Genomic DNA, 14,268 nt, shown 5'->3' on the forward strand with positions numbered 1-14,268 from the left:
GTTGTTGAACCTCGGGTAGTGCCTCTTTTTTATTGAAAGGAATCAATAAGATTTGATTCCTTTATTTATCAATAGGTTATAATTCATATTTTTTTATTTTTTCTTTTACGATACTTAGTCCAGAAGCTAAAATTTCAAGGTTATTAGAGGATAGGGAAATTCGAACGAATGCATCTGGTTGCGCACGTGTAGTAAAGCGTCTGGAATGATAAAGTCGGATACCGTTAGCAAGAAAGTCATTCTCAATTATCTTAGGATCAATCTCAGGATCAACTGGAAGAATTCGATAGTAAGGGACACGATTCGTTGGTTTTTCTACTTTGAAAAGAGAATCAAAAAGCTGATTGGCTCTTTTCGTAAGACTTAATTTAGTTTCTAAGATCCTATTTGCTTCATTTGAATGGAGGATTTGAGTGATGACTTCCACATCTAATCCAGAAGTTTTCACATTTATATTAAAAATTGCTTGTTCTATCTTGTTTTGGACATGTACTGGAACTACAAGATAAGCAACTCGCAATCCAGAACAAATAAATTTTGTCATTCCAGCTAAGTAGATTGTTTGGTTAGGTAATAATTTTTGGAAAGGAGGAATGATCGTATGTTGATAGTAAGTTGTTAAAAATGAATGGATATCATCTTCAATAACCCATAGACCTTCTTTTTCAATCACTTCGGCTAATTGCTCTCGTCTTTTGTGAGAGATTTGAAACCCTATAGGATTATTACAAGAAGGCATAAGAAAGACACCATGAATCTTCTTTTTTCTACATTCCTGAATCAATATATCAGGTCGCATTCCTTGCTCGTCAAAATCAATTGGAACGATCTCTAAATGATATAACTGAGCCAATTCAATGAAATTAGCGTATGTATATCGGTCTGTTGCTATTCTATCACCTGGAGAGAAAAGTGCAGAAAGTGTGATAGCCAATCCATTTTGAACACCGGAAACAATAGATAGAGATTCTAAGGACGGAATGACTCCTTGAGTTTTTAACCAATTTGCTGCAGTAGTCAATTGAAAATTTGTGCCTTTGGGATCTTGGTAATTAAGCAAACCAACAAGATTTGGGTTATTACTAGTTGATTGAATAAACGGGACAACGAATTTATTACATTCTTCAAAAGAACTAACCAGACCAAAATCAATGATATGTTCGGTTACTTCATTGGTAGAGATGGTGATGGACTCAAAGACATTGGGAGAAATAAATGTGCCACTTCCAATATTCGTATACAGCAAACCTTTCTCAATTCCATATTTATAAGCCTTGCCAACGGTAGTAAAATTTAAATCTAAATAATCAGCTAGCTCTCTTTGGGAGGGTAACTGAGTGTTTTTCTGTAATTTATTCTTTAAAATATCTTGTTCTAATTGTTGAATCAACGATCGATAATAAGGACGCTTCAATTTTTGTTTGTCTGGTCGCCAAGTTAACGGGTAATTGTCATAAGAATTAATAGGCATTTTCTCCACTCCTTAAAATTGTATACCATACAATTTTGCCATTGATTGTATTGATTTTAGAAGTTAATCTTTTGTGAGGAGGGAATTGTCTATGAAAATTATTAATTTTGAGGAAGTAGTAGCTTCTTTTAGTTTTGAAGAAGCGATTCAAGTAATGAAAAAATGTTTTTTTGATTATGAAAGTGGTAAAATCAGCCAAAATCCTCGATTGGTGGAAATTTTACCTGACGGAAAAGACAAAAATATGTTTGCGATGATGCCTGCTTATTTGGGGGAGAACAGATATTTTGGAACAAAAGTCATTACCGCTTTTCCGGATAATCATCAGTATCATTTACCTTCTCATTTAGGAGAGATTTTCTTGTTTGATGCTCAAAACGGACTACCCAAAGCATTGATAAACGCAAATGCAGTCACCTGGATTCGAACAGCTGCTGTATCTGCGCTGGCAACAGATTACTTAGCAAATCCGCATGCAGAAACACTTGCTTTAATTGGAGCTGGTCAACAAGCATTGTCGCATTTGACTGCGATTTCTACCATTCGTCCCATCACTACAGTGTTTGTTTACGATATTTTAGAAGAAAGACGAAATACTTTTATCGCTAAAGCTAAAAAACAGTATCCTAAAATAACGTTTATAAATGCAATATCAGTAGAAGATGCAGTACGTCCAGCGGAAATCATTTGTACGTTGACCTCTAGTAAAGAGGCATTTCTTCAAAAAGAGTGGGTAAGGGAAGACGCACATATCAATGCTGTGGGCACATTTACTCCTGATACAAGAGAGATAAGTACATCGTTGATGGAAACTTCTCAAATCTATGTAGATGATTACTCAGCTGCCTTAACAGAAAGCGGGGACCTGCTTATAGCCATGGCAGAAGGAGATTTAGAGGAATCTTGTATTGTTGGTACATTAGGCGAATTAGTTTCTGAGAAAAAAACATTTTATAAAGGAGAATCGAGGCCGACGATTTTCGACGCAGTTGGTCTAGCTATTGAAGATCTTTGTTGTGCAGAATATATTTATAACAAATTAGAGAAAGGGGCTTTAAAATGAACTTAGATTATTACGTAGTTGATGCATTTGCAGATGAGGTGTTCAAAGGAAATCCAGCAGCGGTTTATGTGCTAGAAGAATGGCTGCCAGAAGGTACGATGCAAAAAATTGCCATTGAAAACAATTTATCTGAAACAGCATTTACAGTGAAGAAAAACCAAGAATTTGAGCTTAGATGGTTTACGCCAGATCGAGAAATCGATCTTTGTGGTCACGCGACATTAGCAACAGCATTTGTTTTATTTAACTATTACAAAATACCTGATGAAACGATTAAATTTTCTACTCAAAGCGGTAATCTATTTGTGACAAGAATTAAAGATTATTATTACATGGATTTTCCTAGTATTATGCCGAAAAAAGTGCCGATATTGACTGAATATGAAGAAGCAATTGGGGCTAAGATTAAAGAAGCCTACTTAGCACGTGATTTATTTTTCGTATTAGAAGATGAAAAAACGGTGGCTAAATTGCAGCCAGATTTTACAGCTATCAAAAATTTTGAATTAGGAATAGGAGTCATCGTGACAGCAGAAAGTGTGCAAAAAGACTTTGTTTCTAGAACCTTCTTTCCAAAATTAACAATCAATGAAGATCCAGTATGTGGATCAGCACATTCTAATCTTATTCCTTATTGGGCAGAAAGAATGAATAAAACAAAATTGTCAGCTTATCAAATGTCATCAAGGGGCGGGGATCTAGAATGTGAATTAAAAGAAGATCGTGTGATAATAGGAGGAAAAGCAGTTTTGTTTTCTAAAGGTACCTCGCTTATTTGATTTCTTTCAAATGAATTAAAAATAAATTGGTGGAGAGTGGCAGCCTTATAGCTACAATGGTTGTTAAAAAAAGACGCAAACTTTTTCAATTTAATGAAAAGTTTGCGTCTTTTTTTAATTATTGGTGTTTGTTTTTTATTCAATCAAGAGTAAAATGCCCCATACTAACTATCCTCGGATGACTTCGATTTTATAACCATCAGGGTCAATGACAAAGTAGTAAGAAGGCGTAGTGCCAGGTAATCCTTTTAAGTCAGTAATCTCAAGACCTGCAGCTTTATGTTGCTCGTGTAATTTTTCTAAATCATCAGCTGCAATAGCGATATGACCATAGCCGTCTCCTAGATCATACGCACCATGATCATAGTTGTAAGTCAACTCTAATTCATAGTCATCTCCAGGAAGTGTCAAATAAACAAGTGTAAATTTGTTTTCTGGAAAATCACGGCGGCGGCTTTCTTCAAAACCAAATGCCTTTTGATAAAATTCGATTGATGCTTCAAGATCTTTCACCCGAACACATGTGTGAGCCATTTTCATAAATTCATCTCTCCTTTTCCTTTTACTCAATCATAACAAAAAGAAGTAAGGAAATAGTTGATTTGTGCTTGTTCATGAGAAATTTCTCATGTAAAATGGATAGAAAATAATACTGTTAAGGTGGAAACAATTCATGGATAAACCAATTTTTGGTGAAAAAAAGCAATCTGCTAATTATCAAACCCGTTATGCAGCATATATTGTCATAGAAAGAGACAAGCGGATTGCGGTGATCGAGGCTCCAAATGGTGCTTTTTTCCTTCCTGGTGGGGAAATCGAAGGAGAAGAGACGAAAGAAGAAGCGATTGTCCGTGAGCTGATAGAAGAAATGGGAATTGTGGCAGAAATTTCTTCTTATCTGGGAGAAGCTGATGAGTATTTTTACTCGAATTATCGTGCAACTTATTATTATAATCCAGGATATTTCTTTGTTGCTGATTCTTGGAAGCGTATAGGAGAACCAACTGAAAAGACCAATAAAATTTGGTGGGTGAGCCCTCAAGAAGCGCTTGTGAAATTGAAACGTGGTAGCCACCGATGGGCAGTCGAGAGATGGATCGAAAAAAATAAAAACTGAAAGAAAGCGAGTAGATCAGCTTTCTCTCAGTTTTTTTATTTATTACAGTACATATTTTTTGATTGCTTCAGCTACACCGTGCTCGTCGTTTGATGAAGTGATGACATTTGCTGCTTCTTTGACAAGAGAAACGGCATTTCCCATTGCTACTCCTAGACCAGCATATTCAATCATGGATAAGTCGTTCTCGTTATCTCCGATAGCCATGATTTCATCTTGATCAATACCAAGGTGCTGTGCGAGATTCGCAACTGCCGCACCTTTACTTGCTTCTTTATTTAGTACTTCGAAGTAATAGGGCGCACTTTTGACCGTTGTGTATTTATCACGGAAAGTTTGCGGTAAACGCGCAATTGCTGCATCTAAAATTTCTGGTTCGTCGATCATCATCATTTTGACGATGTTCATGTCTGGTGTCATTTCTTCAGGTGTTCGATATTTTAGCGGCATCTTGACTAAACTTGCTTCGTGGATCGTATAAGCGCTGATATCTCGATTAGGCGTGTAGATCGCTTTGTCATCGATCGAATGGAGATGACTGCCGACACGGCGTGCCATCACTTCGATCTCTAGGAAATCTTCATGAGTCAGTCCGTGACGGGCGATGATTTTACCTGATTTCGTTTGTTGTACGAGTGCCCCGTTATAAGTAATAACGTAATCATTATCTTGAAAAAGGTTCAACTCGTTTAACTGTTCCTGGACACCTGGTAAGGGACGGCCAGTGCATAAAACGATCGAAACACCTTTTGCAACAGCAGCGGCAATCGCTTCTTTTACTTCTTTTGTTACTTCTCTTTTCTCATTTAATAAAGTACCATCGATGTCGATAGCGACTAGTTTGATAGACATAATTTCCTCCAATATATTTTAATTTATTTCAATCAATGCGCCATTACGGATATGGCTGGCAAATTCTTGATAAGTTTCGTCAAATAAATCATAATGATCACGCAAGGACGGATCAACCATTTCTTTTGGAAAGAAAAATCGCTCATCTCCTTGTTCTTGTCCCGCTAATGCAGCAACAAGCTGACTAACCTGTGATAATTCTATCAAAGTTCCGTCATTTCGCAAAATCTCGATTTGTGTGCGATGTCTGCCTTGTTCTGGGCGATAAAAATCATAAGGCAGATCGTAGCTAGAATTCACAGCAGTGTAATAAACAGGGTTATAGCCAACCTTTTCTACTAACAAAGTGAGTTCTTGGACTAATTTTGAATCCCGGTTGCCAGAAAAAGTAGCAGATTTCAGTGGTTTACGATTCAAAAAACGTTTAGCTAAATCATTTAAAATAGGATCAGCAGATTCAGACCATTGAGTAAAGTAAGTGCCCAAGACCCCATCATCAAGTTTGAGGTATTCTTCTAAAGTAAAGCTTCCGTCAAGAAATGGCAGAAGTAATTGAGAATGGAGTTCAAAACTGCTGGCATCTTCTTGATACAACTCGTGTGCGCGATGAAGCAGATGCTCCAAAATCACTTCCATACCACGGGAAACAGGATGGAAGTACACTTGCACATACATTTGATATCGGCTAACGATATAATCTTCCACTGCATGCATGCCACTCATGGAAAAAGCGATCCCGCCTTCATAAGGACGAATCACACGTAATATTCGGGTAAGATCAAATGTTCCATATTCTGTTCCAGTGAAATAAGCATCCCGAAGCAAATAGTCCATTCGATCTGCATCGATCTGACTAGAAATCATTTGGACAACTTGTGGGTTGGGGTAAGTTTTTTGGATCACACTAGCTACCTTTTCAGGAAAACCTTCTTCTACTCGGTTAAGAATCTGATACACTTCTGTTTCTGGAGAAGTGATGATCTCTACAGTGATGGCTTCATGATTCGTATGGAAGATATGTTCAAATGTATGAGAGTAAGGACCATGACCGACATCATGCAACAGTGCCGCACATAAAGTCACCAGCCGTTCCTGATCATCCCAGCCTCCGTTGCCTATTTTTTCTTTTGAAAAATTTCGAGAAAAGATATCGCAGATTCGTCTTGAAATCTCATAAACGCCTAATGAATGGGTAAAACGGCTATGTTCTGCTCCGTGAAAAGTGAAAGAAGAAGTGCCTAATTGTTTAATGCGTCGTAAACGTTGGACTTCTTTCGAATTGATCAAATCTAAGATTACTTTATGCTGGACATGGATATAGTTATGGACTGGATCACGAAAAACTTTTTCCATAGGCAGCATTTGATATTTATAAGGGGTTGTCATAATGTAGCTCCTTTATGTTATTACGTTGTTCCATTCTCTGGATTTGGTTGTTCCATTGCTCCAGCTGGATTTCTTTTTTTAGCCAGTCGGTAGAATCCTGTAAATCACTTGCAGAATACAGCTTTTCAAAAGCTTTTGCAAATGCTTCTTTGACTTCTTTTACAAAAAGGGGTTGGTCAAGCAGTTCTTCAAGTGTTGCCATTGTAGCAGGATCCACTGCAGGATAGCCATTTGTACCAAAGTCTTCTTTTAAAGCAGATTGATAAAATCGCTTCATGACTTGCCCGCGTTTTTCCTGATTACCGTTGACACTTAAGTACATCATAACAGAAATCCCATTTTTGATCCGACGCTGAGCGATACCGGCAAATTTTTTGCCATGGATGCTTAAATCATAAGTTCCAGGACAATAAGAATGGGTGATTTCGAATGCTTGTATCGGTGCCTTTGGAAAAGCGTATTTAGTCAATAGGAGCATTTGCTCGTAAGCGTCATCTATGGTTATTTTTTTTGTGTCACTTTGAGGGAAAATCAAAGAAATATTTAAAATTCCTTCATCTGATACGATCCCTAATCCACCTGAATTTCTGATCACTGGAGCGTAACCTGCATCTTTCAGTGTTTGGATCCCGTCACTTAGAAAAGGAGTTCGAACATCCTTCATACCTAAGATGACTGTGCAGTCATATTGCCAGAAATGTAAAAAGATTTGCTGGTGTTCTTTAGAATATTCCGTTAATATATCTGTTAATGCAAAAGGGGAAAAGTCGTTTTTTTGATAAATGTGCTGATCTAGTCGAATCGCAGGGTTCATTCAACCGGCTCCTTTGTATAAATTCATATTTTCTACAATATTATACTCTAAAATCAAAGAGTTGTTTTGGAAAAAAGGTTTTCTGTAAAAATGGACAAGTTGGTTGACAAAACAAAAGAAACTAGGAACAATGTAGCTATGAGAAGTAAAGGAGAATGAATAATGGAATTATCACAAGGAACACCGATTTCAATCAAATTGCGTACAAAAGTAAAACAGCAAGGGGAAGTGCAAGATTTTTATTTTGATTTGAAAGGGCAAATGGTGACAATTGGCGATACGCTGTACATACGTTATAAAGAGATTCAGGAGGAGACGGGCGATGAGATTCCTGTAACGATCAAATTAGTTCCAGATGGTCATGTACAGCTGATCCGTGCAGGAGAAATGCGGATGCGTTTGAAATTTGGCTATAAAGAACGGTTAGAAACATCCTATCGAATACCATACGGTATGATCCAGATTGCTACTTTTACGAAAGAACTGCATGTTAGTTTGAAAGACCGTCCCACAGCAGGGAAGGTTCGAATCGATTATGATCTGTTCATGGGACCGGAAAAAATCGGCGAATATTATTTGACCTTGGATTTTACAGCGTAAATATAAAAGAAAAGTTTGATTTTTTGTGTCTGATTTTGTATGATAAGGAGTAGACTGTGAAAGGACGTGTCCTGATTGGAAATTAGTGTATTTGAAGGTGCAAACAAAAGCGAATTATCAATGATCGAAGTAGCACACGCGATCTTAGAACAACGTGGCGATGTCATGGATTTTTCTGATTTAGCTAACCAGATCCAAAACTATCTTGAGAAATCAGACAGTGAAATTCGTGATTCACTCGCACAATTTTATACTGACTTGAATATTGACGGCAGCTTTATCTCATTAGGGGATAATCGTTGGGGCTTGCGTTCATGGTATGCTATCGATTCGATCGATGAAGAAGTAAACCATGGAATGGACGAAGAGGATGAAGATACTCCACGTCGCCGTAAACGCAAGAAAGTCAACGCCTTTATCAATGATGATGAAGACGCGATCGATTACAATGACGATGACCCAGAAGATACAGATCTGACAGAAGAAGATGACGATGATCTGTTTGATGACGATGATGATGAAGATGAAGAAATCGCTGCTTATAATTCTGACTTGCAAGAAATCGGAGCAGATGACCCGACAGATGATGAAGAAGACTTGCCAGGAAATATCGAAGAAGATTTAAGTATCATAGACGAAGACGATGATGATGAAGATTATGAAGAGGAAGAATTTTCTGACTCTGAAAAAGAATAAACATTATTTTCTTACGAGAGGTTGTGACAGAGACGATCAGCCTATCAGAATAAGGAGGTGTGACACGATTTTTGTCACACCTTCTTTTTTGTATATAAAAATCCCAAGTAAATACATAAAAAATAAAAAAATTGAAACTTTTAGCGCACCTTGTACGTCATATTAAGTGAGGCAGAAAGGAGTGGAGAATGATTTTTACTGGATATAAGAAAAAACGGCAGATCGAAAAATACCGTCACCTGCTGAATGGACTCATCGAAACTGATTATCAAAAAATGTTCCGTATCACGATGAATTACGTACATGATAAAGAAGAGGCCTTAGATGTGATGCAAGATAGTTTTCATAAAGCCTTGAACTATTTTGAAAAAGAAAAAGAGATCGAGCATTTTAGTGCATGGTTTTATCGGATATTGATCCGCACGGCATTAGATAGTTGGCGCAGACAAAAAAGGACGCCTGTGGACTTATTTGAAATTCAAGATATCCCCCAACAGTTACCTTTAGAAACTTCCGTTGCAGAGCTCCATATGATTTTAGATAAAATAGACAGTCCGGAAAAAGAGATTCTGATCCTCTACTTTTTTGAAGGATTTCGTTTGAAAGAAATTGCAACTATCTTGGATATGAATGAAAACACAGTTAAAACGAAAATGTACCGCTCATTGAATGCTTTACGTCAAATCCTAGAATGAAGGAGAGAAGAGTGCCATGTATTCCCAAAAAGAAAATTTAAAAAAACTAAAGAAAACTTATAAAGAACAAGCAATTCCCAAAGGGCTTAAAGAGGAGATCCGCCAGCGTTTTATTATCGAAGAGCAATCATTTATAAAAGCAAGGCGGAGAAAGAGACGTCTCCAAGGGTTCGGAGTATCTTTGGCTATCGTAATGATTACAACAAGTAGCCTTCTTTTTAATAGTCAAGTTCGAAGCTTTGCAGAAGATTTACCCATCTTAGGATCAGTCATTGAATTGATCTTAGGCGAACGCTTTACTGATCGATCTGAAAAAATCGATATTCAGGTACCGAAGATCAATACACAAAATGAGAAAGAAAATAAAACAATTCATGGATTAAATCAAAAATACTTTCGCGAAGGACAAGCAGATTTTGAAAAAGCTGAAAAAGAATATGGAAATTTTGAAACGGATCATTACCAAGTTTTGGGAGATTATCAGAAAATCGTAGACGATAACCGGTTTCTCGTGATTGAAAGGCAGATCACCCAAACAGCAGCAGATAGCCATGTTGAAAAAAGATACGACACAATCGACAAGAAAAACAGTGTCCAGCTCTCACTTCCACTTTTATTCAAAGATGACACTTATCTATCTGTTTTGACAAAAGAAGTCAAACGGCAGATGGCCGAACAAGTCAAGGAAGATCCATCTAAGTACTATTGGACTGAGCAAGATATTCAAGAAGGGACGATAGAAAAACCAACACTTGTTACGCCTACACGAAGTTTTTATTTGAACAAAGAGCATCAATTAGTTTTGACTTTTTCTCAATACGAAATTGCTCCTGGTTATATGGGTACACCAGAATTTGTCATTCCTAAGTCCGTGACAAAAACGATTTTGGCATCGGAAGATTATTTGGATCATTAGACGAGAAGTAGTTGCGACTAGCAGTTTCAATTTTCAAGTAAGTACAAGTCAAGTAAATAATAAGAAGAGAAAAAGAGAAAAAAGAGATATAGTGAAAAGAAATTATTTAGTCATCAGTATTATTGCTTTATCCGTGCTTTTGTTTTTCGAAATTACTTCGTTGGCCTCCTTGATCACCGAAGTAAAAGGACAAACACACTCTTCGGAGCATTCGTCACAATCTTTCAAACAATCAGAACAATCAACCATTAAAAGCCAATCAACTGAAACAGCTAACGTCAAAGAAGCCATTCAAGAATCAGCGGAAAAGGTACAAAGTCAATCATCACAATCAACACAAGACAGTACAGAAGCAATCCAAGACCCGACTGTCAAAAGCGTCGCAATCAGCTTTGATGATGGACCAGGAGCGACCACAACGCCGCAGCTTCTGCGAATCTTAAAAGAAAAAAACGTGCATGTCACTTTTTTCGTCTTAGGAGAAAATACGGCGCAGCATCCTGAAATCGTGAAGCAGACAGCTGAAGCAGGGCACGAGATTGGCAATCACACATACGATCATCAGAATCTGGCCACTCTTTCTGCCCAGTCGATGACGGAGGAAGTGACGAAAGCAGACACTGAGATCAAAAAAAGTCACTGGCAAAACCCCCGCTTTTGTTCGTCCGCCCTATGGTTCTGTCACGAATGTAGGAGCAACGATCATCCAGCGACCGATCATCGAATGGTCTGTTGATTCAGAAGATTGGAAGACAAGGAATCCTGATTTGATTTTGCAGAAGATCCAAGCAACAGTATACGATGGGTCAATTATTTTATTCCATGATATCTATCCTGAAACGATTCGTGCCGTTCCTCAAGTGATCGATTATCTGAAAGAGCAAGGCTATCGCATCACGACAGTTGGCGATTTATTAGGGCATCCAACGGCTGTCGAGAACTATTATGGCAGAAACGATCATCGGCCAGTTCAGTAAGTGAGACAAGTATCTTTAATAAATAACACATTTTAATAAGTAGTTGAACACATAACTACCTTACTTGCAAAGGCTTAACAATATCTATACAGATACAACAAAAAACTGTCCACCAATTCTCTTTGGCGGACAGTTTTCACTTAAAAATAAAGAAGCAACTATTCGTAAATTATGCTAAAATAGCAGTAGAACGCGTCCTGAGGGAATCGAACCCCCGTCTCAAGAACCGGAATCTTACGTGATATCCACTACACTAAGGACGCAAGCACTGGGATAATTGTAACTAAACAGATAAAAAATTACAAGGGGATTGGACAAAAAAATGAAATTTGAGCAAAATTTTTCACAAAAACAGCAGCAGACACAGAAACTAGCCATGACGCAACAGTTGCAACAGTCCATCCAAGTTTTACAATATAACAGTGAGGAGCTGTTGGCATTCGTTGAGAATCAAGCAATGGAAAATCCATTGGTGGAAGTTGTTGAGCCGGAATGGCAGCCAGATTACATAAAAGCTTCTTCATCTTCTTATGAAGGAGAAGAGACAAATTACCTAAATCAGATTCCTGATACAAAAGGGTCTTTATTTGATTCATTGATCGAACAAGTCCATTTGAATTACCGAGATACTTTTTTGAGGAAAATCGTTCTTTATCTTGTAGAATACATCGATTTGAACGGATTTTTGACGATTAGTTTAGAAGAAGCCGGAAAAGAGATTGGAGCTACGCCTATCCAAATGCTCGATGCGTTGACTCTGATTCAGCAATTAGAACCAGCTGGAGTAGGTGCACGTAGTTTGCAAGAATGTCTCATGCTTCAAACAGAACGAGATGATTATGCGCCGGAATTAGCTTATATCGTGTTGGAAGAATGTTTTGAGGAACTGGTGGAGCGAAAATGGAAAGAAATCGCACAACGTTTTTCTGTTGATCTACATGCTGTTCAGCAGATATTCGACTATTTACAAACGTTGAGTCCAAGCCCTGGCCGGATTTTCGACCGTAGCAGCGAATTGTACATTATTCCTGATGTCCGGGTATTAGTGGACGACGATAAAAATGTACAAGTTATCTCAAACCGAAAAAATCAACCAAATATACGCTTTCAAGAGAGTTACTTCAAACAAATGTCACAACAAGCAGATAAAGAAACTGAAAATTATTTAAAAGAACGGAAACAGGAATTCGAATGGTTGAAGAAAACGATCCTCCAACGTGGGGATACAATTTTGCGGGTTGCTCAAGTCATTGTTTCCCGGCAAAAAGCTTTCTTTATCGACAAGGAACGTCCAATCAAGCCTCTTACGTTAAAGGAAGTTGCAACTGAGATAGATGTGCATGAATCCACGGTCAGTCGTGCAGTCAACGGGAAATATTTGGAAACAGATTTCGGTGTATTTGAATTAAAAAAATTTTTCACTACACGAATTCCTACGAATAGTACAGAACAGACAGAAGACCTTTCAGCAGATACAGCGAAGAAAAAGCTGCAGGAATTAGTCGATCAAGAAGACAAAAACAAGCCGTTGTCGGACCAGAAATTGGTTGAATTGCTGAAAAAAGATGAGATAGCGATCTCAAGACGAACAGTAGCAAAATATCGTGATTTATTAGGAATCCCGAGTTCATCAAAAAGAAAACGTTATGATAACTAATCAGTCAAAAGACTAGAAAAAGTATTTCACTTTTTCTAGTCTTTTTAGTTGAAAAACGAGAGCAAAACTGTTAGACTTACAGTCGTGAGGTTGAGATTTCCCTTTATTGATGTGAAATTCGAATAGTTAATTTCTTTTTTTATCGTATATGGGTCGTTTTAAGTCTACATTGGACGTAAAGTGTCCAACTAAGGAGATCGCTATGCTGGATGAAATAAAAATGATTGAATCTGTTGCACCAGATATTATCGAAGTGTTGCAAGAACGCTATAAAATTTTACGAAATATCTATTGGATGCAGCCGATTGGGCGTCGAAGTTTATCGGAAAGTATGGGGATCACAGAACGAGTCTTACGAACAGAAACAGACCTTTTGAAAAATCTGAATTTGATCGACACCTCAAAAAGCGGTATGACGCTGACAACTAAGGGCGAAGAAGTTTATCAAAGCCTTGAAAACTTCATGGATCAGCTTTTAGGTACGCATCAAACCGAACAACAGTTGGCAGAATATTTTGGTAACCAACGCTGTATCGTTGTTTCAGGAAACAGCGAAGAGCAGACCAAAGTGGCTGATGCATTCGGCGAAGCGCTGAGCGAAGCCTTAGACCGACTACTTCCAGAAGGCGAGAATATCATCGCTGTGATGGGAGGAACTACTATGGCTGTGGTAGCCGAACAATTGTCTAATCTGGAAAATAAGAAACGGCATAACCTGTTTGTCCCTGCAAGAGGCGGGATTGGTGAAGCGATAACTGTACAGGCAAATTCTGTCAGTGCAAGAATGGCTGCTAAAGCAAACGGTAACCACCGCGCACTTTATGTTCCGGAACAATTAAGTCTGGCAACTTACAATTCTTTACTCAATGAGCCATCTATCCAAGAAGTCTTAAACTTGATTAGTGAAGCGAATTGTGTTATTCATAGTATTGGGCGTGCATTACACATGGCAGCACGTCGTAAGATGACTGAAAAAGAATTAGTCATGCTGAAACAAGCAAATGCTGTTGCGGAATCTTTTGGCTACTTTTTCAATGAAAAAGGTGAAGTCGTTTATAAGGTCCCTAGAATCGGCATAGAATTGCAAGATTTGGAAAAAGTCCCGATCATCATGGCAATCGCGGGCGGAAAATCAAAAGCTAAAGCAATTCGAGCTTATATGAAAAATGCACCAAAACAAACGTGGCTCATCACTGATGAAGCTGCTGCAAATGAGATTTTAAAAGGGGTAACCCTTTAAAATAA

General features: G+C 37.9%; 14 protein-coding genes, 1 tRNA gene and 1 pseudogene. 10 read left to right on the top strand and 6 right to left on the bottom strand.

Features of this window, described 5'->3' with window-relative positions:
• Positions 1 to 76: 76 nt before the first annotated feature.
• A complete protein-coding gene (locus RBL01_RS03490) occupies positions 77 to 1,471 on the bottom strand; it encodes a PLP-dependent aminotransferase family protein (protein ID WP_002304550.1) in 1,395 nt (464 codons plus the stop codon).
• Positions 1,472 to 1,562: 91 nt separating this feature from the next.
• Between RBL01_RS03490 and RBL01_RS03495 the strand changes: the two genes are divergently transcribed.
• Both RBL01_RS03495 and RBL01_RS03500 read left to right on the top strand, forming a co-directional pair.
• Positions 1,563 to 2,534: an ornithine cyclodeaminase family protein gene (locus tag RBL01_RS03495; protein ID WP_002334119.1), complete on the top strand. Its 972-nt coding sequence runs from the start codon at positions 1,563 to 1,565 to the stop codon at positions 2,532 to 2,534.
• Positions 2,531 to 3,313, top strand: a complete 783-nt coding sequence (locus tag RBL01_RS03500) for a PhzF family phenazine biosynthesis protein (protein ID WP_010721982.1) — start codon at positions 2,531 to 2,533, stop codon at positions 3,311 to 3,313. Before RBL01_RS03495 ends, RBL01_RS03500 begins: the two co-directional genes overlap by 4 nt.
• Positions 3,314 to 3,481: 168 nt before the next feature.
• Here RBL01_RS03500 and RBL01_RS03505 read toward each other — a convergent pair whose 3' ends face one another.
• The gene (locus RBL01_RS03505; RefSeq protein WP_002327753.1) at positions 3,482 to 3,853 is read right to left on the bottom strand and encodes a VOC family protein; all 372 of its coding nucleotides are present in this window, start codon (positions 3,851 to 3,853) and stop codon (positions 3,482 to 3,484) included.
• A 133-nt stretch (positions 3,854 to 3,986) separates the two neighbouring features.
• Here RBL01_RS03505 and RBL01_RS03510 point away from each other — a divergent pair, with 133 nt between their 5' ends.
• The gene (locus RBL01_RS03510) at positions 3,987 to 4,430 is read left to right on the top strand and encodes an NUDIX domain-containing protein (RefSeq protein WP_002312217.1); all 444 of its coding nucleotides are present in this window, start codon (positions 3,987 to 3,989) and stop codon (positions 4,428 to 4,430) included.
• Positions 4,431 to 4,472: 42 nt separating this feature from the next.
• Here RBL01_RS03510 and yidA read toward each other — a convergent pair whose 3' ends face one another.
• The 3 genes from yidA to RBL01_RS03525 are packed head-to-tail and all read right to left on the bottom strand — an operon-like array spanning position 4,473 to position 7,482.
• Complete coding sequence (gene yidA, locus RBL01_RS03515; RefSeq protein WP_002295119.1) at positions 4,473 to 5,282, bottom strand: sugar-phosphatase; 810 nt, start codon at positions 5,280 to 5,282, stop codon at positions 4,473 to 4,475.
• Positions 5,283 to 5,300: 18 nt separating this feature from the next.
• Positions 5,301 to 6,668: an HD domain-containing protein gene (locus RBL01_RS03520; protein ID WP_002304556.1), complete on the bottom strand. Its 1,368-nt coding sequence runs from the start codon at positions 6,666 to 6,668 to the stop codon at positions 5,301 to 5,303.
• Positions 6,652 to 7,482, bottom strand: a complete 831-nt coding sequence (locus RBL01_RS03525) for a lipoate--protein ligase family protein (protein WP_002295123.1) — start codon at positions 7,480 to 7,482, stop codon at positions 6,652 to 6,654. The genes RBL01_RS03520 and RBL01_RS03525 overlap by 17 nt, the downstream gene beginning before the upstream one ends.
• Before the next feature lie 162 nt (positions 7,483 to 7,644).
• On the opposite strand from RBL01_RS03525, the gene RBL01_RS03530 reads away from it, so the two are divergent.
• The 5 genes and pseudogenes from RBL01_RS03530 (at position 7,645) to RBL01_RS03550 (ending at position 11,366) form a co-directional block, all read left to right on the top strand.
• Entirely contained in the window at positions 7,645 to 8,082 is a 438-nt protein-coding gene (locus RBL01_RS03530) for a DUF1934 domain-containing protein (protein WP_002327754.1), read from the top strand.
• A gap of 75 nt (positions 8,083 to 8,157) precedes the next feature.
• Entirely contained in the window at positions 8,158 to 8,778 is a 621-nt protein-coding gene (gene rpoE, locus RBL01_RS03535) for a DNA-directed RNA polymerase subunit delta (protein ID WP_002304561.1), read from the top strand.
• Positions 8,779 to 8,966: 188 nt separating this feature from the next.
• Entirely contained in the window at positions 8,967 to 9,473 is a 507-nt protein-coding gene (locus RBL01_RS03540; RefSeq protein WP_002295126.1) for an RNA polymerase sigma factor, read from the top strand.
• A 16-nt stretch (positions 9,474 to 9,489) separates the two neighbouring features.
• A complete protein-coding gene (locus RBL01_RS03545; protein ID WP_002304565.1) occupies positions 9,490 to 10,389 on the top strand; it encodes an RsiV family protein in 900 nt (299 codons plus the stop codon).
• A 91-nt stretch (positions 10,390 to 10,480) separates the two neighbouring features.
• A pseudogene (locus RBL01_RS03550) lies at positions 10,481 to 11,366 on the top strand (polysaccharide deacetylase family protein).
• A 191-nt stretch (positions 11,367 to 11,557) separates the two neighbouring features.
• Here RBL01_RS03550 and RBL01_RS03555 read toward each other — a convergent pair.
• A tRNA-Arg gene (locus RBL01_RS03555) sits at positions 11,558 to 11,629 on the bottom strand.
• Positions 11,630 to 11,688: 59 nt separating this feature from the next.
• Between RBL01_RS03555 and rpoN the strand changes: the two genes are divergently transcribed.
• The gene (gene rpoN / locus RBL01_RS03560) at positions 11,689 to 13,023 is read left to right on the top strand and encodes an RNA polymerase factor sigma-54 (protein ID WP_002295132.1); all 1,335 of its coding nucleotides are present in this window, start codon (positions 11,689 to 11,691) and stop codon (positions 13,021 to 13,023) included.
• A gap of 148 nt (positions 13,024 to 13,171) precedes the next feature.
• A complete protein-coding gene (locus RBL01_RS03565; protein ID WP_002321448.1) occupies positions 13,172 to 14,263 on the top strand; it encodes a sugar-binding transcriptional regulator in 1,092 nt (363 codons plus the stop codon).
• The last annotated feature ends 5 nt before the right edge of the window (positions 14,264 to 14,268 follow it).

Source organism: Enterococcus sp. SB12 (genome assembly GCF_030910025.2).
GTDB lineage: Bacteria > Bacillota > Bacilli > Lactobacillales > Enterococcaceae > Enterococcus_B > Enterococcus_B faecium.

Excerpts from the sequence above, each read along its gene's own strand:
- RBL01_RS03490 (WP_002304550.1), bottom strand. The coding sequence starts at position 1,471 with ATGCCTATTAATTCTTATGACAATTACCCGTTAACTTGGCGACCAGAC.
- RBL01_RS03495 (WP_002334119.1), top strand. The coding sequence starts at position 1,563 with ATGAAAATTATTAATTTTGAGGAAGTAGTAGCTTCTTTTAGTTTTGAA.
- RBL01_RS03500 (WP_010721982.1), top strand. The coding sequence starts at position 2,531 with ATGAACTTAGATTATTACGTAGTTGATGCATTTGCAGATGAGGTGTTC.
- RBL01_RS03505 (WP_002327753.1), bottom strand. The coding sequence starts at position 3,853 with ATGAAAATGGCTCACACATGTGTTCGGGTGAAAGATCTTGAAGCATCA.
- RBL01_RS03510 (WP_002312217.1), top strand. The coding sequence starts at position 3,987 with ATGGATAAACCAATTTTTGGTGAAAAAAAGCAATCTGCTAATTATCAA.
- yidA (WP_002295119.1), bottom strand. The coding sequence starts at position 5,282 with ATGTCTATCAAACTAGTCGCTATCGACATCGATGGTACTTTATTAAAT.
- RBL01_RS03520 (WP_002304556.1), bottom strand. The coding sequence starts at position 6,668 with ATGACAACCCCTTATAAATATCAAATGCTGCCTATGGAAAAAGTTTTT.
- RBL01_RS03525 (WP_002295123.1), bottom strand. The coding sequence starts at position 7,482 with ATGAACCCTGCGATTCGACTAGATCAGCACATTTATCAAAAAAACGAC.
- RBL01_RS03530 (WP_002327754.1), top strand. The coding sequence starts at position 7,645 with ATGGAATTATCACAAGGAACACCGATTTCAATCAAATTGCGTACAAAA.
- RBL01_RS03540 (WP_002295126.1), top strand. The coding sequence starts at position 8,967 with ATGATTTTTACTGGATATAAGAAAAAACGGCAGATCGAAAAATACCGT.
- RBL01_RS03545 (WP_002304565.1), top strand. The coding sequence starts at position 9,490 with ATGTATTCCCAAAAAGAAAATTTAAAAAAACTAAAGAAAACTTATAAA.
- rpoN (WP_002295132.1), top strand. The coding sequence starts at position 11,689 with ATGAAATTTGAGCAAAATTTTTCACAAAAACAGCAGCAGACACAGAAA.
- RBL01_RS03565 (WP_002321448.1), top strand. The coding sequence starts at position 13,172 with ATGGGTCGTTTTAAGTCTACATTGGACGTAAAGTGTCCAACTAAGGAG.